Source organism: Variovorax sp. V15, assembly GCF_041154425.1.
In the GTDB taxonomy this organism is placed as follows: domain Bacteria; phylum Pseudomonadota; class Gammaproteobacteria; order Burkholderiales; family Burkholderiaceae_C; genus Variovorax; species Variovorax guangxiensis.
Window position 1 is genome coordinate 2,465,155 of record NZ_AP028659.1, and the last position, 17,312, is coordinate 2,482,466.

The 17,312-nt window shown below is 66.6% G+C and carries 17 protein-coding genes and 1 pseudogene; 7 read left to right on the forward strand and 11 right to left on the reverse strand.

What is annotated here, in order from left to right:
• Nucleotides 1–17: 17 nt before the first annotated feature.
• The 7 genes from ACAM57_RS11580 to ACAM57_RS11610 form a co-directional block, all read right to left on the reverse strand.
• Nucleotides 18–1,079, reverse strand: coding sequence for a type II asparaginase (locus ACAM57_RS11580; protein ID WP_369661740.1), 1,062 nt, complete (start codon nt 1,077–1,079; stop codon nt 18–20).
• Nucleotides 1,080–1,158: 79 nt separating this feature from the next.
• Nucleotides 1,159–2,637, reverse strand: coding sequence for an amidohydrolase family protein (locus ACAM57_RS11585; protein ID WP_369661741.1), 1,479 nt, complete (start codon nt 2,635–2,637; stop codon nt 1,159–1,161).
• Nucleotides 2,637–3,623 (reverse strand): tripartite tricarboxylate transporter substrate binding protein, encoded by a 987-nt coding sequence (locus tag ACAM57_RS11590; protein ID WP_126021889.1) that lies wholly within the window; start codon nt 3,621–3,623, stop codon nt 2,637–2,639. The genes ACAM57_RS11585 and ACAM57_RS11590 overlap by 1 nt, the downstream gene beginning before the upstream one ends.
• 60 nt (nt 3,624–3,683) lie before the next feature.
• Nucleotides 3,684–4,418, reverse strand: a complete 735-nt coding sequence (locus tag ACAM57_RS11595) for an aspartate/glutamate racemase family protein (RefSeq protein WP_369661742.1) — start codon at nt 4,416–4,418, stop codon at nt 3,684–3,686.
• Nucleotides 4,415–5,365, reverse strand: coding sequence for an N-carbamoyl-D-amino-acid hydrolase (locus ACAM57_RS11600; RefSeq protein ID WP_184636867.1), 951 nt, complete (start codon nt 5,363–5,365; stop codon nt 4,415–4,417). The genes ACAM57_RS11595 and ACAM57_RS11600 overlap by 4 nt, the downstream gene beginning before the upstream one ends.
• Nucleotides 5,366–5,594: 229 nt before the next feature.
• A complete protein-coding gene (locus ACAM57_RS11605) occupies nt 5,595–6,521 on the reverse strand; it encodes a LysR family transcriptional regulator (RefSeq protein WP_369661743.1) in 927 nt (308 codons plus the stop codon).
• A gap of 184 nt (nt 6,522–6,705) precedes the next feature.
• A complete protein-coding gene (locus ACAM57_RS11610; RefSeq protein ID WP_369661744.1) occupies nt 6,706–7,596 on the reverse strand; it encodes a LysR family transcriptional regulator in 891 nt (296 codons plus the stop codon).
• Nucleotides 7,597–7,678: 82 nt separating this feature from the next.
• Here ACAM57_RS11610 and argC point away from each other — a divergent pair.
• Nucleotides 7,679–8,607: pseudogene (gene argC / locus ACAM57_RS11615) on the forward strand (N-acetyl-gamma-glutamyl-phosphate reductase).
• A gap of 67 nt (nt 8,608–8,674) precedes the next feature.
• Here the strand turns inward: argC and ACAM57_RS11620 are convergent.
• From ACAM57_RS11620 to ACAM57_RS11630, 3 genes are all read right to left on the reverse strand, one after another.
• Nucleotides 8,675–9,622 (reverse strand): TauD/TfdA dioxygenase family protein, encoded by a 948-nt coding sequence (locus tag ACAM57_RS11620; protein ID WP_369661745.1) that lies wholly within the window; start codon nt 9,620–9,622, stop codon nt 8,675–8,677.
• Nucleotides 9,623–9,692: 70 nt separating this feature from the next.
• Complete coding sequence (locus tag ACAM57_RS11625) at nt 9,693–10,694, reverse strand: Bug family tripartite tricarboxylate transporter substrate binding protein (RefSeq protein ID WP_369661746.1); 1,002 nt, start codon at nt 10,692–10,694, stop codon at nt 9,693–9,695.
• 310 nt (nt 10,695–11,004) lie between these two features.
• Nucleotides 11,005–11,583 (reverse strand): dihydrofolate reductase family protein, encoded by a 579-nt coding sequence (locus ACAM57_RS11630; RefSeq protein WP_369661747.1) that lies wholly within the window; start codon nt 11,581–11,583, stop codon nt 11,005–11,007.
• A gap of 364 nt (nt 11,584–11,947) precedes the next feature.
• On the opposite strand from ACAM57_RS11630, the gene ACAM57_RS11635 reads away from it, so the two are divergent.
• A complete protein-coding gene (locus ACAM57_RS11635; RefSeq protein WP_369661748.1) occupies nt 11,948–12,307 on the forward strand; it encodes a hypothetical protein in 360 nt (119 codons plus the stop codon).
• 9 nt (nt 12,308–12,316) lie between these two features.
• Here the strand turns inward: ACAM57_RS11635 and ACAM57_RS11640 are convergent, their stop codons facing one another.
• Nucleotides 12,317–12,733 (reverse strand): GFA family protein, encoded by a 417-nt coding sequence (locus tag ACAM57_RS11640; RefSeq protein WP_369661749.1) that lies wholly within the window; start codon nt 12,731–12,733, stop codon nt 12,317–12,319.
• A 276-nt stretch (nt 12,734–13,009) separates the two neighbouring features.
• On the opposite strand from ACAM57_RS11640, the gene ACAM57_RS11645 reads away from it, so the two are divergent.
• The 5 genes from ACAM57_RS11645 (at nt 13,010) to ACAM57_RS11665 (ending at nt 17,233) form a co-directional block, all read left to right on the forward strand.
• A complete protein-coding gene (locus ACAM57_RS11645; RefSeq protein WP_184636879.1) occupies nt 13,010–13,555 on the forward strand; it encodes a hypothetical protein in 546 nt (181 codons plus the stop codon).
• Complete coding sequence (locus ACAM57_RS11650) at nt 13,552–13,869, forward strand: hypothetical protein (protein ID WP_126021902.1); 318 nt, start codon at nt 13,552–13,554, stop codon at nt 13,867–13,869. Before ACAM57_RS11645 ends, ACAM57_RS11650 begins: the two co-directional genes overlap by 4 nt.
• A gap of 219 nt (nt 13,870–14,088) precedes the next feature.
• Nucleotides 14,089–15,390: a UDP-N-acetylglucosamine 1-carboxyvinyltransferase gene (locus tag ACAM57_RS11655; RefSeq protein WP_126021903.1), complete on the forward strand. Its 1,302-nt coding sequence runs from the start codon at nt 14,089–14,091 to the stop codon at nt 15,388–15,390.
• A gap of 92 nt (nt 15,391–15,482) precedes the next feature.
• Nucleotides 15,483–16,529: an NAD(P)H-dependent flavin oxidoreductase gene (locus ACAM57_RS11660; protein WP_369661750.1), complete on the forward strand. Its 1,047-nt coding sequence runs from the start codon at nt 15,483–15,485 to the stop codon at nt 16,527–16,529.
• Between the two features lie 26 nt (nt 16,530–16,555).
• Nucleotides 16,556–17,233, forward strand: coding sequence for an alpha/beta hydrolase (locus ACAM57_RS11665; RefSeq protein ID WP_369661751.1), 678 nt, complete (start codon nt 16,556–16,558; stop codon nt 17,231–17,233).
• Nucleotides 17,234–17,312 lie beyond the last annotated feature (79 nt).

Consider the following 17,312-nt stretch of genomic DNA (forward strand, 5'->3'; position numbering starts at 1 on the left):
CCAGCCGCAGCCATCTTTCAATACTCCTCGAACATCCGCTGAAGCTCCTTCGGATCGCTCGTCTTCGTCAGACCGAGCATCAGGAGGATCCGCGCCTTCTGCGTCGTGTGCATCATCGATGTCACGAAGCCGGCTTCGGTGAACTGCCCGACCGGGGTCACGATGCCGCTCATGGCGCGCGACCCGACGACGATGGCCACGCCCTTCTGGCGCGCGGCCTTCAGGCTCTGCAGCGTGACGTCGGGCATGTTCGCATGGCCGACGCCCGCGTTGACGATGCCCTTCGCGCCGGCCGCGACTGCGGCGTCGACCAGCACGCCGTCGGAGCCCAGCGTCGTGTAGTTGATGTCCACGCGCGGCAGCTTCTGCAGGTTCGACACGTCGAACTCGCTGTGCACCGTGTGCCGCTTCAGCGGCTGCGCCACGAAGTAGGGCGTGGAGTTCTGCATGTAGCCCAGGTCACCGCCGTCCAGGCTCTTGAAGGTGGCGACGTTGGTGGTGTTGGTCTTGGTCACGCTGAACGCGCTGCTGATGACCTCGTTCATGCTCACCATCACGCCCTTGTCCCGGGCGCTGGGGCTCGCGGCCAGTGCGACCGCGTTGACCAGGTTCAGCGGGCCGTCCGCGCTCATGCCGGTGCTGGGGCGCATGGAGCCCACGATCACCACGGGCTTGGCGCTCTTGACCACCAGGTTGAGGAAGTAGGCGGTTTCTTCCAGCGTGTCAGTGCCGTGGGTGATGACGACGCCGTCCACGTTCTTCGACGCGAGGATCTCGTTGGTGCGCTTCGCCAGCGTCAGCCAGTTGTCGATGCTCAGCTTGGAGCTGCCGACATTGAAGATCTGCTCGCCCGTGATGTTGGCGAACTTCTGGATCTCGGGAACGGCGGTCACCAGTGCTTCGACGCCCACGGGCTGCAGCCCTTTGCTCAGGCCGTAGTCGGTGAGCGCCAGGCTGTCGGCGCCCCGGCTGGCGATGGTGCCGCCGGTGGCCAGGATCACCACGTTGGGCTTGGCCGGGGCCTGCGCGATGGCATGCCCGGCGCCTCCGAGGAGGCCGATGGCGGTCAGAAACGTCAAGGCGATTTTCTTGGGGTTCATGATTCGACGGTTTTGAAGGAGGGGAACAGAGGAGGGAGAGAGAAAGGGAGGTCCCGGATCAGTGCCGCTGCAGCACCTTGCCCGGCCGCAGGCCGGTGGGGCGCTGCCCGTCCCAGACCCGCTGCCCGTTGACCCACACGCCCTCGATGCCCCGGCTTGCCTGCACGGGGTTGTCGAAGGTGGCGAGGTCCGTCACGCGCTGCGGGTCGAAGGCCACCAGGTCGGCCCGCAGGCCCGGGCGCAGCAGGCCCCGGTCTACCAGTCCGTAGTTGCTCGCGGCCAGCCCGGTCATCTTGTGGACGGCGGCTTCCAGCGTGAGCAGGCCCTTGTCGCGAACCAGCCGCGACAGCACGCGCGTGAAGGTGCCCCACTGGCGCGGGTGCGGATGCGGATCGAAGGGCAGCCCGTCGGAGCCGACCATGGTGCGCGGGTGCGCCAGGATGCGTTCCACGTCGCGTTCGTCCATCAGGAAGTAGATGGCGCCCGCGGGTGCGAGCCGCTGCAGCATGGCCTCGTCGTCCAGCCCCCATTCGCGCTGCAGGTCCGCGAAGTCGCGCCCCTGCGCGGACGGCTCGTTCTTCGACCATGCGATGAGCGTGCGGCTCGCCAGCCGCACGCGGTCGAGCCGCAGCATGGTCGAGGTGGCCGGGTAGGGGTGGCAGTCGAGGCAGACAGGCTGCATCGCGCCGGCCTCGTCGATGCGCGAGAGGGTCTGCGCCGACCTGCCATGGTTGCGCTCGCCCGCCAGCTTGTGGTGCGAGAACACGACGCGCGCGGTCAGCGCGCGCCCGATTTCCAGTGCCTCCTCGATCGCCTCGTCGATCCGGTCGGATTCGTCGCGCAGGTGCACCGCGTAGACCATGCCTCCACGGCCCCGCATGGTTTCGCCGATGTCGATGATCTCTTGCGTGGTGGCGTGCTGCGCGGGCGGGTAGAAGGTGCCGGTGGACATGCCGAACGCGCCGGCGTCCAGCGCCTCGGCCAGCAGCTGCCGCATGGCGGCGCATTCTTCCGCCGTCGCGGCCCGCTGCAGGTCGTCCATCGCGCTCACCCGCAGGCTGGCGTGGCCCACGAGGGGAATCACGTTGACCGCCGCGGGCGTCTGCCGCAGCGCGTCCATCCAGGAAGAGAAGCTCGCGTAGCGGAATAGCTCGGGCGGCCCCAGCAGGTCGAGCGGCTGGGGCAGGGGGCTGCCGGGCGGCACGGGCGCGAGGCTCACGCCGCAGTTGCCGGTCACCACCGTGGTCACGCCCTGCGAAACCTTGGGCACCATGTCCGGATGCGCCAGCAGGTAGCCGTCGTCGTGGGTGTGGGAGTCGATGAAGCCGGGTGCCAGGGCCAGGCCGTGGAGCTCGACGACTCCGGCGCCAGCGATCTCGCTGCCTGGCGGCAGGATGTCCGCGATGGCGTCGCCCTCTATCAGCACATCCGCGCGGCGCGGCGGGGCGCCGCTGCCGTCGATCACCGTGCCGCCGCGCAGCAGCAACTGCTGCTGTTGTTGCTGCTGTTGCCCGGATGGAGTCGCGAGGCCCGCCATCAGTCGAGCTTCTCGATGCGGTTGCGCTCGATCAGCTCGCCCCAGCGCTTGGTTTCGCGGTCGATGGTGCGCTGGAAGTCGGCGGGCGTGCCGCCGGCCGGCACGGCGCCGAGCTTGGCGAGGCCCTCACGCACGCTGGGGGTGGCCAGCGCTGCGTTGATTGCGGCGTTGAGCTTCTCGATCACCTCGCGCGGCGTTCCGCGTGGCGCGACCACGCCGCCCCAGGCCACCGTCTCGTAGCCTTTGATGCCCGCTTCGTCCAGCGTGGGTACGTTCGGCAGCAGCGCGATGCGCTTGGCGCTGCTCACCGCGAGCGCGCGCACCCGTCCGGACGAGACCAGCGGGCCGACTTCGGAAGAATTGGCGAACAGGTAGTCGATGCGACCGCCCATCAGGTCCTGCAGCGCGGCGGGGCCGCCGTTGTAGGGCACGAAGAGCACGTCGATGCCGGCCATGCTGCGGAACAGTTCGCCGCCCATGTGGCCGGTGGTGCCGATGCCGGGGGCGCCGAAGGACAGCTTGCCCGGCTGCTTGCGCGCTGTGGCCACCAGCCCGGCCACGTCCTGGATGGGCGAGTCCTTGGGCACGATCAGCACGTTGTAGAGGTCGAAGGCCTGCGCCACCGGCATCAGGTCGTGGTCCACGTCGTAAGGCAGCTTCTTGAACAGCGTGCGGTTGACCGCCAGCGTGTTCACGTTGCCGTAGCCGATGGTGTAGCCGTCGGCCGGCTTGCTCTTGATCTGCAGGATGCCGATGTTGCCTGCTGCGCCGGGGCGGTTCTCGATGACCACCGGCACGCCGAGCGACTTGGAGACCTCGTTGGTCACCAGCCGCGAGAGCACGTCGGGCGAGCCGCCGGCCGCCGAGGGCACGACGAAGGTGATGGGGCGGTCGGGCCAGGCGGCCCACGTCGGGGCGGCGCTCGCCAGCAGGCCGAAGGCGGTGGCCAGCACGGCCATCGGGCGGGAGAACTTGCGATGGATCATCGGAAGGGTCTTTCGTGGAAGTGGAGAGGCGACAAGGGGAGGCGAAAAGGGGAGGCAGCCTCAGTGCTGCTGGCGGCAGTGCGCGATCGCGGCCAGCGCCAGCGCGTCGATGGAGTCCGTGAGCGCGCAGTCGAACTCGCCGCGCCGGTGGTGCGGAACCGCCAATGGCAGCTCGGTACAGCCGAGCACCACGGCCTGCGCGCCGCGTGCGACCAGCGCGCGGATGCCTTGTGCGGCCGGCTCCCAGGCGGCATCGATCTGCCCGGCCTTGACCGCCGCGATGGACGCTACGCAGTGGCGTTGCACGTCGTCAGCTTCGGGAACGATCGCCTCGTACCCCGCCTGCTCCAGCGCTCGCTGGTACAGGCCGAGCGCCAGCGTGGCCGGCGTGCCAAGCACGCCCACCTTGCCTTGCACGACACTGTGGCGCCGCAGGTTCTGCACCACCGCCTCGGCGATGTTCAGCACCGGCAGCCGGGTCGCGCCTTTCAGGTCGTCGAACCAGAGATGCGCGGTGTTGCAGGGCACGGCGATGCAGCCGGCGCCCGCCGCCTCCAGCAGGCGGATGCCGCGCTGCATGGCGGGCAGCGGGCTCTCGCCGCCCTGGAGCATGGCGCTCGAACGATCGGGGATGCGAGGGTCGTTGCACAGGATCGTCGGAATGTGGTCCTGGTCGACGGCAGCCTCTGTCAGCTGCACCATCCGCAGCGCGAAGGTCGCGCCCGCCAGCGGCCCCATGCCGCCGAGGATGCCCAGCGCCCTTGGCGCGGATGGGTGCTGCTGCTGCCCGCTCATGGCAGCGGATCTCCAGCGCCCGTGCGCTCGACGATCAGGCGGTAGTGTTCCGGACGGCGGTGCTTGGCGAAGTTGAAGACGTGCTCGCGGAAGTGCGCGCCCAGCGCAAGGTCGGCGCGCACGCAGATGACCTCGTCTTCCTCGCTCACCGTGCGCGCCACGATCTCGCCGCTGGGCGCCACGATCACGGAGCTGCCGATCATGTGGTGGCCGTCCTCCGACCCGCACTTGGCTGCAGCCGCCACCCAGATGCCGTTCTGGTAGGCGTTGGCCTGCAGCGAGATCAGGTGCGTGGTGGTGCGCAGGTGCACCGGCTCGTTCCAGTGGATGTTGAGCGAGGGCGTGTTGTAGCCGAGCACCACCACTTCGGCGCCCTGCAGCGCCATCACGCGGTAGGTCTCGGGCCAACGGCGGTCGTTGCACAGGCACATGCCCATGCGCACGCCGTCGGTGTCGAAGGCGCGGAAGCCCAGGTCGCCGACCTCGAAGAACTTTTTCTCCAGATGCTGGAAGGGTGCCTCGGGCTTGTGCTCCGAATGGCCCGGCAGGTGGATCTTGCGGTAGCGGCCCGCGATGCTGCCGTCGCGCCCCACGATCACCGCCGAATTGAAGCCGCGCCCGTCCTCGGTGAGTTCCGCGTAGCCGAGGTAGAAGCCCACGCCGAGCCTGCGGGCCTCGTCGAAGAGCGGCTGCGTCGCCGGGCCGGGCATGCTGCGCTCGAAGAAGCGCTCATGGGCTTCTTCTTCGCTCATCCAGTAGCGCGGAAAGAAGGTGGTGAGCGCAAGCTCGGGGAAGGTCACGAACTCCGCGCCGCGGCTGTGGGCCTGGCGCAGCATGTCGACCAGCCGGGCCACCACCGACTCGCGGCTGTCGGACAGGTGGACCGGGCCCATCTGGGCGACCGCAAGGCCGAGAAAACGTGGGGAAGTGGCGGGGCGCGATGTCATTTGAACCTTCTTCGTTGCAGCCGTGTGACTGGTGCGATCGATTATTCGAAGCGGTGCCCACGGCGTCGAATGACGATTTGTCGCTCGGGTTTAACAACACGCTAAAGGTCCGCCTTCCGGTGGTGCGCACGCGCGCGCCTGCACCGGGGCAGGGCGCGGAGGCATCGGATGGGGGTCGCCGCAGCGGGCGGAGAAGAAGGGAAAAGGGGGCGCGGCGCCCCCGGGCTCGTCAGCGCAGGATCTCGTCGTCGTCCGCGAGCGGCAAGGCCAGCCCGCGCTGCAGCAGCACGCTGCGCAATGCGCGCAGCAGCGCCTGCGCCGCTGGCGACAGGGGCTCGGTCTGCAGGTACACCAGGTCGGCCACGATGGGCAGCGCGTCGCGCACCGGTATCGCCTTGAAAGACGACCCGAGCCAGCCCTGCAGCGAGTACTCGTCCACCAGCGCGATGCCGGCCCCGGCATGCACCAGCGAACAGGCGTACTGCGGCGAGGTGACCTCCACGCTGATGCGCGGCGCGGCATCGCGCGTCTCGAACATCTGGTCGATGCGCAGGCCCAGCGGCGAGCCGTGCGGATAGCCGATGAACTCGTGGGGCAGCAGTTCGTCGAGGCCGACTTCTTCGAACGCGGCCAGCGGATGGCTGCGTGGGCAGATGCACATCAGCCGGCTGCTCGCCAGCGGCCTCGTCGCAAGGTTCGGATGGTCGACCGGAAAGGTGGAAATGCCCAGGTCGGCCCGCTGCTGCAGGATGCGTTCCTTCAGCGCCTCATGCGTGAGGCAGTGGAAATGAACCTGCACGTCGGGCATGGCGTTGCGCAACTGCGCGATCGCCTGCGGCACCAGCGTCTGCCCGATGCTGGGGCTCGAAAGAATGCTCAGCAGGCTGCGTCGCCGCAGCGCAAGCTCGTGCGAAAGGCTGCCGATGCGCTGCACGCCGCCGTAGACCTGCTCGACCTCCAGATACAGCCGCCGCGCCTCCGCTGTGGCATGCAGGCGCCCCTTCACGCGCTCGAAAAGCAGAAAGCCCAGCCGGCTCTCGGTATGCGAGAGCAGCCGGCTGACGGCAGGAATGGATACGTGAAGCAGCCGCGCTGCGCCGCTCACGGAGCCGGTGATCATCACCGCGCGGAACACCTCGATCTGTCGCAGGTTCATGCTTGAATTTGCAGCCCGAGGCTGAACCGGACCATGCGTCCCGGCCTCCGTTGCCGCTGCGGATGCTGGTCAAGCTTGGCCGGCATGTTCGAAAACCTGATTCCCGAAGGCATAGCGATAGCGGTTGCGGGCGGTGAGTACAAAGATTTTCAGAATTATCCCCGTCTGACCGGGTATTCAGCCTTCAGCCAGCTGCCCCCTTTTCAGGCAGCAAGGCGTTCATGACGAAACGCGTCGGTCCGCTGGCGCCCCGGTCGCTGACCGCGAGGCCGAGCTGCCGCCACAGGGCCGGGCTGAGCGGACGCACCGCGATGCGAGGGTCGCGCGCGCTCTGTTGCGATTCCTCCGGCAGCAGCGCTGCGCCGTAGCCCGCGGCAACCAGCGTTCTGATCGCGTCGTTGTAGTTGAGCTCGATGCGCGGCCGGCAATGGACGCCTGCCGCGGAGAACCATTCCGCGGTAAGCCTGTAGAGACGCGTGGAGGAGTCGTTCATGATCAGCGGCTGCTGGGCCAGCCACTGCGGGGTCAGCCGCTTCGGTGCCTTCCAGTCTGCCGGCAGGAAGGCGACGACCGCCTCGCGCCGCAGGGGCGTGACATGGACGCCCCGCACGGGCGCCTGCGGCAGCGCCACGACCGCCATGTCCAGGCTGCCTGCGGCGAGGCGGGCCATGCTTTCATTGGAGGTCAACACCTGCACGTTCACGTCGATGCCGGGATGGTTGCGGGCGAGGCGTCCGAGCGCGGGCGGCAGCAGATGCGCAATGGCACCCGTCGAGGCACCCACCCTCACGCGGCCAGTTTGGCCCGCGAGCTGGCGTCTGACGTCCTCCACTGCTTCGTCCGCGTCGGCCAGCAATCTGCGGGCACGCGCGATGAAGCGCTCTCCCAGGGCGGTTGCCTGCGCGGGCCCCCGTCCTCGAACGAGCAACTGGCCACCCAGGCGCGACTCCAGCTCGGCGATCTGGACGGTGACCGTGGGTGCCGCCAGGTGAAGGGCGCGCGCGGCGTTGGCCAGGGAGCCGAGGTCGGCGATGGCGACAAGGGTGCGCAGATGGTCGAGGCTCAGTTCTCGCATGGCGCAAATTTAACTTTTCTTAATTCCGGGTTCCATATATTTAGCTGGAGCCATCGAGGGTGGATGCCTACGATCGCGCTCCATGGACCTCAAGATCTTCATCGACGGCGATCAGGGCACCACCGGCCTTGACCTGCAGAACCGGCTCCGGGGTGGGGAATTCCGCGTCCACACATTGCCGGCGAACCTGCGCAAGAACGCCGCTGCCCGCGGGCCGCTCTCAACGAGTGCGACATCGCCATCCTTTGCCTGCCCGACGCTGCGGCACGCGACGCGGTGGCGATGATCGAGAACCCTTCGGTGCGCGTGATCGACGCCAGCTCGGCTCACCGCACCAGCCCGGGCTGGGTCTACGGCCTGCCCGAGCTCGATGCACGGCAAGGCGAGCGCATTGCCTCGGCAGCGCGGGTCACGAATCCGGGCTGTTATCCCACCGCTGCGGTTGCCCTGCTGCGACCGTTGACGGATGCGGGCCTCCTGCCCGCCGACTATCCGCTTGTCATTCATGCGGTCTCGGGTTATTCGGGCCAGGGCAGGGCGGGAGCGGAAGCGCACGAGGCCGGGGCGGCAGCGCATTCGCTGAAGGTCTACGGCCTTGCACTCGAGCACAAGCACGTGGCGGAAATGGAGGCCTACGCCGGGTTGACGGCGCGCCCCATCTTCGTGCCGGCCTATGGCAGCTACCGGCAGGGCATCGTGCTCACCATCGGATTGCACACGCGAATGCTTCCCTCCGGTGTCTCGGGCATGCGCATCCACGAATGTCTTGCGCAGCGATACCGTGATGCGGCGCACGTCCACGTGCTGCCGATGTCGTCCGCCGTGCCGATGACCGAGCTCGACCCGCAGGTCCACAACGGCTCGAACGACATGAGCCTGGCCGTTGCGTGCAATGAACGTACAGGTCAGATCGTCCTGGGCGCGGTTCTCGACAACCTGGGGAAGGGAGCCGCGGGCGCGGCAGTGCAGAACCTGCGACTGATGGCGAGCGCTTCACGGCGCACGTCGTGAATTCGATGCAGAGCGAACGCTTCCGGACGGGGCCGATGTCCGCAACAGAGGCAGATCTGTCTGTTCGCTATCGAACCCGCCTCGGAACATCGCCAATGATGGTCGCGCGCATCATGTGGCGTTCCGAGGGGTAGTAGTCGGACACCGCGTAGTGCTGGACTGCCCGGTTGTCCCAGAAGACGATCGTGTCCGGCTCCCAGTGCACGCGCACCTGGTATTCCGGGATCTTGGCCTGGCGCACGAGCAGGTCGAACAGTTCGCGAATCTGGGTCGGGGTATCCATGCCCCAATCCGAGCCCAGGACTTCCCGGTAGTTGGCTATGTGCGTGGTGTGGATTTCGTTCACGTACAGGATCGACTCCCCGGTTTCAGGGTGCGTGATGACCACCGGATGTTCCACGGCGCGATGCCGATCCCGATGCGCGGCGCGTTCGTTCGGATCCATCTTCTTGAACAACGCGACATTGACGTCGTTGACTGCCACCATGCCGTCGATCTTGCGCTTGACCTCCTCCGGCAACCCGGCGTAGGCCTGAACCATGTTGCAGAAGATGGTGTCCCCTCCAACTTCCGGGCACTTGATGCAACGAAGAATCGAACCCATCGAGGGTTTCTCGTAGAACGCGGTGTCGGAGTGAAAGAGGTTTTCGGCTCCCTTCTTTTCCTTGGACGCCTTGAGTTGAACAAGCTCGGGAAAATCCGCGTTGGCGGCCAGCAGCGGATTCTGCGTCTCGAGATCGCCGAACTTTCGGGCGAACGCCACATGCTGCGCGGGGGAGACAGGCTGACGCCTAATGACCAGCACCCGGAAAGCCAGCAGCAGTGCGCGAATCCTGGCGATGCCGTCGTCATCGAGATCCGGCAGAAACAGATCCTGCAACTCCAACCCAAGCGACGGGGCCAGTCGACGGGTCTTCCAGCCCGAAGGCAATCCTTCGAGAGCTTGCTTCATGGCCGGGCTCGATTCGACAGGCGTCCAGCGTGAAGCCATTTCATCGGCAATGTTCAATGACATTCTTGTCTCCATTCAATTTATCGATGCAATTCACGAGCGGAACCTCGGGCCCGGCTCGCACAGCTTTTTCTTATTCCGCAGTCACTCCCGAAACCTTGATGAACTCCTGCCAGCGCGGAACCTCCTCCTTGAGGAACTTGCGGAATTCCGCGGGTGATCGAACCGCTTGTCTTCCTCCAACCTGCTCGATCAAGGCCGTGTACTCGTCGGTTTGCAGGATGGCCTGCACTGCGTTCCAGATCTCCGCGACCTTGTCCGGCGCGACACCGCTGGGCGTCAGCAGGCCGACCCATGGCACGACATCGAATCCCGGAAGCCCCGATTCGGCAACTGTGGGAATCGACTCGAGCTTGGGCAGCCGCTTCGCGCTGCTGATGGCCAAGGCCTTGATGCGGCCGCCTTGCAAGAGCGGCGTCGCGGCAGCAACCCCTTCGAAGGTCACCTGGACCTGGCCCGCGGCAAGGGCCGTCAGCGATGGCGCAGCGCCCTGATAGGGAACGTGCACGAACTTCAGTTGGGTACGCCGGATGAACTCCGTCATCGCGAGATGCGAAACGCTTCCCACGCCCGGCGATGAGAAACTGATCTCCCCCGGATGACTCTTCGCATAGCTGACCAGCGACTCCACCGAATCGATCGGCAGCTTGGAATTGACGAGCAGCAGCAGCGGGGTGTCGTACAGCGTCGCGACCGGCTCGAAGTTCTTCAGCGTGTTGTATCGCACGGCCTTGAAGAGGATCGGATTGATGACCAGCGCCGAAGATGCCGAGAACGTCAGCGTGTTCAGGTCGCCGGTCGATCTGGCGACGTTGCCCAGCGCGATGCTTCCGCTTTGACCCGGAACGTTCTCGACAAAGAAATTGCGGTCCAGCTTCCTGCTCAAGGTGGATGCCAGGTATCGCCCCACCGTGTCGACGGATTGACCCGGTGGGTAGCCGATGACGATCCGCGACGAGCGCTGGGAAGCGTCGCTTGCCTGCGTCTGCGCCTCTGCCTGAGCCTGACCGGACATGCCGATGGAAAGCAGGCCCATGGACGCAGCAATCCACACGAACAGGAATCGAACTTTCATCCGTTGTCTCCATCGTTGCTCTAAGAGATGGCGCCCAAATCACGTGCACGCACCGTGTGCGTCTGCGCTCAATTGCCCGAATGGCTTGTCATCGAACAATCATCGAACCGGGGTGAGGGCCTCGTCCAATACCGTTTGGCCGGGCAGGCATATGGGAATCGTATGGGGGCGGTCGAGGCCGCCGAAGCGGCGCCCGCCGCGTTCAGAGCTGCGGATGAGCCAGATCGATCCGAGGAGTCTTCGCTGCTCGCGCGCCAGCCTGTGGTGTCGCTGCGCAGCCTGGGCGGGTTGGCCCGCGCCGTCCGACTCGCTACGCGGGCTGCAGCGGCCCGGCGAGCTTGTAGGTATTGAGAAGTAGGCCGGACGGCGTCGTCTTCGTGCTGGCGAGTTCGAAGGAACACCCCGGCGTCCCCTCGGCGAAGAGGCGCTTGCCCGTGCCCACCAGCACCGGGTAGACGATCAGCAGGACTTCATCCGCAAGCCCATGCGCCAGCAGGGCAGATGTCAGCGTGGAACTGCCCCACAGCACAAGGTTGGGGCCGGCCTGCGACTTGATGCGCCGCACGCCCTCGACCAAGTCCGGCCCGACGCCTTCGAACGGCCCCCACGCGAGGCTCTCCGGGCGATGGGTGACGACGAACTTGGTCGCCGCATTCAATCCATCCGCCATCGGACCGGCTGGCGCCTTCGGCCAGTAGTCCGACCACATGTCGTAGGTGCGCCGGCCCAGCAGCAGATCGAAGCGCCCGCCGTGCGCGACAAGCACCTCGTCCCGGCCGGCGGGAGTCCGGTAGGGCGCGGTCCAGTCGGCATAGGGGAAGCCGTCTTCGCTGGAGGGCTGGATCACGCCGTCGAGCGACACGTGCTCCATGAGCTTGAGCTTTCTCATCCGGGTCTCCGTGTTTGATTGTTGGGGTTGGAGGACTGGGGATGCTGAACCGTCGTCCAGCTTCGCGCAACTCTGACGTCCCAAACTTGACTAGCTCTGTCCGCAGCGCTTACATTGCCCCCGCCTCGTGATGAGCGGGGCCGGGTTTAGCAGCCCGCCGACATCCTGCGACGAGAGCCGCAGCCACCGCACTGGTCTGCGGCTTTTTCGTTCGTGCCTCTTTTTAGGCGGCTCGAACGGGAGGGCTCGCGCCCTGCCGGTTTCCGCAAGGATGTCCCGGTCTGCTAACCCGTTCGAGCTGCCGCCCTCGTTTAGCAGCGGGTGCGTCGGTTTCTGCAAATCGACATCCTTGGGAGGCCCATTCATGGCCAATGCTTCTTCAAACGACGCGGCAAGCGCCGACGCTCGCTGCGCTTGCACGCCTTATCGCCCCGACGCCCAGTTCAAGCCCTTCGAGTGGATTCAGGGCGACCGGCTCGGCGACTCTTCGCAACAAAGCCAGGCCGCATTCCTCAACGATGCCCGCGACGTGGTGCAGGGCGCGCAGACGCTGATCCAGTTGCTCGGCTGGGACGAAGACCGGCGCGATGCCGCTTCGTCCGACGCAGACCCCGCGCCACTCTTCGATGCCTGCCAGCGCAACTCGCTGCAGCGGCTGCTTTCGGCGACGCTGGGTCTGCTTCATGCCCGGATCGAAATCCAGTGCGAGGCGATGACGGGGTAGAGCGCTTTCTTATTTGCCCGGCGGCATCTTCTCGAACTTGACCAGCTCCGGGTCGAGAACGTCCCATGCATGCCCCCGCACGCCGTACGTGACCGCCTGCGGCCTGAACCGGCTCGGGTCATCAAGGCTCGCTGCATGCACGGTGATGACGTCCGGCATCGCCGCATAGGTCATGTAGACGGGTGAGCCGCAGGTGGGGCAGAACGCGCGGGTCTTGACGTTGCCGCTGTCGCCGACCATGTCCCACAGCGTGGCCTTGCCGGTCTGCTTCGCGCCGCCGCGCGGAAAGCTCAGGTAGGAGCCGTGGCCGGTGCCGCTCTTGTGCTGGCAGTCGAGGCACTGGCAGTGGTTCTGGAAGATCGGCTCGGAGGGGATCTCGTAGCGGATCGCGCCGCATGCGCAGCCGCCGGTGTAGGAGGAGTTCATTTGTCTTGTCCTTTCGAGGTTGCCTGGACAGCGAGAGCTGGCGGGAGGCAACGAATTTATTTGGACAAGGGCATGGCGGGTGAGTAACAAGTTCGTCGCGAATGGGCGCCGCCCCGGGGGCTCAGGCTTCCTCCTCATTGTCAGCACGACGCGCTTCAACTTGCGCAAAAACACACGTTGTGGGGAGCGAGGGCTTTGGGCTGGCTGGCGGCACATGCCCGAATCGATACCATGCGCCGGGCATCGCCAGGGCATCTGGCCAATCAAGGGAGGACAATGTCAACAGACATGAATACAGTTGGGCGTGCACAGCACTCGGAGCCAACCTTCACGCTCTATGGGCGGATCGCTGCGACGTATGCGGGGTACATCGGGCGTCCATACGCCGATCTGCATTTGTCGCTCATCATTGACGATGCCTACAACGGCATCACCGTGATTGATGGACAGCCCACCTTCGGGGAGGCAGGTTTGCACAATCTCTTGCGCATCAGGACCAACATCTACACCAACGAGTTGCCCGGCGGGGTGATCGTCAAGATTCCGCTCGATCCGCCGGCCGGGATGAGTCGCGAGACCTTCGCGCGTGAGTTGGTGATTCGTGCCACCAACTTTGCAAGCTATGTCTCACCCTATCGTCCTCCGGCCAAGCTGCGGGGCGACAAGATGAATCCCGGCGAATACAACAGCAGCTCGTACTTGGCTGCGCTCCTCAAAAGCGTGATGGGTTACGTGCCAGCGGTCCATGTGATCGGCTACCAAACACCCGGGTGGGAGCAACCCATGCCATTGCATTTCTTCAAGGGCGAGGCGCTGCGATGAAGCCGAGCTGGCGACTTGGCTCGCACATTGCGCTCTGGGCGATTGCTTCACCTCTGGTCGAGATGCTGGCAGGGTTCATCGGGACCAAGGCGTTCTCCGCACTGGGAGCGTTTGCACCGACCCTCACCCTTGTCCTCGAGGGCGCGATTCTCTTGGGCTGGGCGGTCTGGATCTATTGGCGTCACGTGCCTGGCGCACCAACGGCCGGCCGCCGCATCGCGTACGCCATTGCCTTCGGGTGCGTGCTGTTGGCTGCCGGTTATGCCGCTCTGTGGGCGGCCTGGATGCTGGCGACCCTGCTGTTCGGTGCGTAGGCGGCGCCCGGCGTGACCATCAGGTGCGCTGGAATTTGCTTGATGTAACGCGAAAGAATTGTTATTTGAGCGGCTCCAGCGTTGAAGTTCTTACAACTTCGGCCCCGTTCATGCCGCTTTCAGACGGTAAAGTCCTGTCTCCCGTTTCGGACTATTTCCGAACCTTTTCCTGCCGCCTCCACCCCGGTCGCTTTCCCGCCTTCTCGCGCGCTCTTCCCCATGTCCAACCTCATCGTGCACGGCGGTACGCCGCTGCGTGGCCGCATCACCCCCTCCGCCAACAAGAACGCAGTGCTGCCGGTGCTCTGCGCCACGCTTCTCACCTGGGAGCCGCTGCGCCTGCATGGGGTGCCCGACATCACCGACGTGCGCAAGATCCTGGACATCTTCCGCACCCTGGGCAGTGACGTGCGCATGGACCACGAAACGGGCACGCTGGAGCTGCACCACCGCGAGACGGCCTTCGACGCGTCGCGCCACCGGCTGCCGGAGGAGATGCGCTCGTCGATCATGCTGGTGCCGCCGCTGCTGGCGCGTTTCGGCGTGGCGCGTCTGGAGGACAACGTCAAGGGCTGCACGCTGGGCGTGCGCGAGATCGATCCGCACGTGGAGGTGTTCCAGCGCTTCGGCGGCGAGGTGGAGCGCACCGAGGGCTCGCTGCTGGTGCGCAGCAAGGGCCGGCTGATGCCCACCGACCACTGGCTGGACTACGCCTCGGTCACGACCACCGAGAACTTCGTGCTGTGCGCGGCGGCCACCGACGGCGCCTCGACGCTGACCAACGCGGCCTCGGAGCCGCACGTGCAGGAGTTCTGCCGCTTCATGTCGATGATCGGCGTGCGCATCGAGGGCATCGGCACCTCGCGGCTCACGGTGCACGGCGGCGGCACGCTCAAGGGCGGCGAGTTCCGCTTCGACGAAGACTTCCACGAGATCACCACCTTCCTGGCGCTGGGCGCCATCACCGGCGGCGACGTGATCGTGCGCAACAGCGCGCCCGAGAACTTCCCGCTGCTGGACCGCACCTTCGCCAAGTTCGGTGTGCAGATCGAGCACAAGGAAGGCTGGTCGCGCGCCATCCGCAGCGGCCCGCTGAAGGTGCAGACGCCGTTCACGAGCAACGTGCTCACCAAGGTCGAGGCGGCGCCCTGGCCCTACTTCCCGGTGGACCTGCTGCCGATCTTCATCGCGCTGGGCGTGCGCGCCGAAGGCAACGCGATGTTCTGGAACAAGGTCTACGACGGCGCGCTGGGCTGGACGGGCGAGCTCTCGAAGTTCGGCGCGCACGTGTTCTCGTCCGACCCGCACCGGCTCATCACCTTCGGCGGCAATCCGCTGACGCCGGCGGTGGTCGAGAGCCCGTACATCATCCGCGTGGCGATAGCGCTCTTCATGGTGGCGGCCAGCATCGAGGGCCGTTCCGAGATCCGCAACGCGGCGCCCATTCGTCGCGCGCATCCGCGCTTCGTGGAGAACCTGCGCAGTCTGGGCGTGCAGGTGGAGTGGACGAGCGAGGAGTGAGCTGAAGCGGGGCGATGACCCTGCCGCCGCGGCGACCTCCGGCTTGGCCGGAGAATGGCAGGCATTCGACGAAACAGAAGGAGCGCCCTCGAATGACCACGCTGCAACAACTCCTCGGAACGGAACTTCCGCTCATCCAGGCCCCGATGGCCGGCATACAGGTCAGCGCGATGGCCATCGCGGTCAGCAATGCCGGCGGCCTGGGCTCCCTGCCGGCGGCCATGCTGGCCACCGACGCCCTGCGCAGCGAGATCGCCGCGATCCGCGCTGGCACCGACAAGCCCTACAACGTCAATTTCTTCTGCCACACGCCGCCCGTGCCCAGCGCCGAGCGCGAAGCCACCTGGCGCACAGCGCTGGCGCCTTACTACGCCGAGTACGGCATCGACGCCGCGAGCATTCCTGCCGGGCCGGGCCGCAACCCCTTCAGCGCCGAAGTGGCCGACTTGCTGGCCGAGTTCCGGCCGCCGGTGGTGAGCTTCCATTTCGGGCTGCCTCCCGAGGCGTTGCTGGCGCAGGTGCATGGCTGGGGCGCCAAGGTGCTGGCCTCGGCCACCACGGTCGAAGAGGCGCTGTGGCTCGAGGCGCATGGCGCCGACGCGGTCATCGCGCAGGGGCTGGAGGCAGGCGGGCATCGCGGCCATTTCCTCTCGCACGACCTGACGAAGCAGCTCGGCACCTTCGCGCTGCTGCCACAGCTGGTCAAGGCGGTGAAGCTGCCGGTGATCGCCGCGGGCGGCATTGCGGATGCCGATGGCGTGGCGGCGGCGATGTCGCTGGGCGCGGCGGGCGTGCAGATCGGCACGGCCTACATGCTGACGCCCGAGGCGACGACCAGCGCGCTGCATCGCGCGGCGCTCAAGAGCGAGGCGGCGCGGCACACGGCGCTCACCAATCTCTTCACCGGGCGGCCGGCGCGCGGCATCGTCAATCGCGTGATGCGCGACCTGGGCCCGATCGGTTCGGCGGCTCCTGAATTTCCGCTGGCCACCTCGGCCATCGCGCCGCTGCGCGCCAAGGCCGAAGCGAAGGGCAGCGGCGACTTCTCTCCGCTGTGGTCGGGGCAGAACGCAACCGGTTGCCGCGAGATTCCGGCGGCCGAGCTCACCCGTGCGCTGGCAGAAGGATTCCGCCGATAGGAACGACAAGAGAAAAGTCCAGGACCATGACCCAGCTTCACCTGCCCCTGAAATTCCTCGCGCACGGCGCGCAACCCGGTGTGCGCGAGCCCTGGCTGCTGGTGCTGATGCACGGCGTCGGCAGCAACGAGCAGGACCTGTTCGGCCTCGCGCGGATGATGCCGCCGCAGTTTCACGTGCTGAGCCTGCGCGCGCCCTATGTGCTGTCGCCCGACTCCTACGCGTGGTTCGAGTTCCAGGTGCTGCCCGGCGGCGAACGCCGCATCGACGAGGAGCAGGAGCGCGAGAGCCGCTTTCTCGTCAGCGAGATGGTCGCCTCGGCCGCGCAGCAGCTCGGCGTGCCTGCCGAGCGAGTGATCGTCGGCGGCTTCAGCCAGGGCGGGATCATGGCGCTGTCGCTGCTGCTGACCAAGCCCGAGAGCGTGCGCGCCGCCATGGTGTGGCACAGCCGGCTGCTGTCGCAGGTGGTGCCGCACATCGCGCCGCCCGAGGCCTTCGAGGGCAAGGCGCTGTGGGTGAGCCATGGCAGCGCCGACAACGTGATTCCGCCGAGCGCGGCGCAGGCCACGCGCGAACTGGCGCGCACGCTGCCGCTGACGCTGTCGGGCACGGACTTTCCGGGCGCGCACGAGATCCGTCCGGCCGAGCTGCAGGCCACGCTGGCGTGGCTGCAGTCGCTGAGCGCGCAGGCAGGCCCAGCTTGAACGACTGAACTTCAGCGCGGTCGCCGCGTCACAGGGCGTTACGACGAGGCGGGCCGGCCATGACCCGATCTGGTGCACC

Bases quoted from the DNA above. Each gene is read 5' to 3' on its own strand.
- ACAM57_RS11585 (WP_369661741.1), bottom strand. From the start codon at position 2,637: ATGGCGGGCCTCGCGACTCCATCCGGGCAACAGCAGCAACAACAGCAG.
- ACAM57_RS11590 (WP_126021889.1), bottom strand. From the start codon at position 3,623: ATGATCCATCGCAAGTTCTCCCGCCCGATGGCCGTGCTGGCCACCGCC.
- ACAM57_RS11595 (WP_369661742.1), bottom strand. From the start codon at position 4,418: ATGAGCGGGCAGCAGCAGCACCCATCCGCGCCAAGGGCGCTGGGCATC.
- ACAM57_RS11600 (WP_184636867.1), bottom strand. From the start codon at position 5,365: ATGACATCGCGCCCCGCCACTTCCCCACGTTTTCTCGGCCTTGCGGTC.
- ACAM57_RS11605 (WP_369661743.1), bottom strand. From the start codon at position 6,521: ATGAACCTGCGACAGATCGAGGTGTTCCGCGCGGTGATGATCACCGGC.
- ACAM57_RS11610 (WP_369661744.1), bottom strand. From the start codon at position 7,596: ATGCGAGAACTGAGCCTCGACCATCTGCGCACCCTTGTCGCCATCGCC.
- ACAM57_RS11620 (WP_369661745.1), bottom strand. From the start codon at position 9,622: ATGTCATTGAACATTGCCGATGAAATGGCTTCACGCTGGACGCCTGTC.
- ACAM57_RS11625 (WP_369661746.1), bottom strand. From the start codon at position 10,694: ATGAAAGTTCGATTCCTGTTCGTGTGGATTGCTGCGTCCATGGGCCTG.
- ACAM57_RS11630 (WP_369661747.1), bottom strand. From the start codon at position 11,583: ATGAGAAAGCTCAAGCTCATGGAGCACGTGTCGCTCGACGGCGTGATC.
- ACAM57_RS11635 (WP_369661748.1), top strand. From the start codon at position 11,948: ATGGCCAATGCTTCTTCAAACGACGCGGCAAGCGCCGACGCTCGCTGC.
- ACAM57_RS11640 (WP_369661749.1), bottom strand. From the start codon at position 12,733: ATGAACTCCTCCTACACCGGCGGCTGCGCATGCGGCGCGATCCGCTAC.
- ACAM57_RS11645 (WP_184636879.1), top strand. From the start codon at position 13,010: ATGTCAACAGACATGAATACAGTTGGGCGTGCACAGCACTCGGAGCCA.
- ACAM57_RS11650 (WP_126021902.1), top strand. From the start codon at position 13,552: ATGAAGCCGAGCTGGCGACTTGGCTCGCACATTGCGCTCTGGGCGATT.
- ACAM57_RS11655 (WP_126021903.1), top strand. From the start codon at position 14,089: ATGTCCAACCTCATCGTGCACGGCGGTACGCCGCTGCGTGGCCGCATC.
- ACAM57_RS11660 (WP_369661750.1), top strand. From the start codon at position 15,483: ATGACCACGCTGCAACAACTCCTCGGAACGGAACTTCCGCTCATCCAG.
- ACAM57_RS11665 (WP_369661751.1), top strand. From the start codon at position 16,556: ATGACCCAGCTTCACCTGCCCCTGAAATTCCTCGCGCACGGCGCGCAA.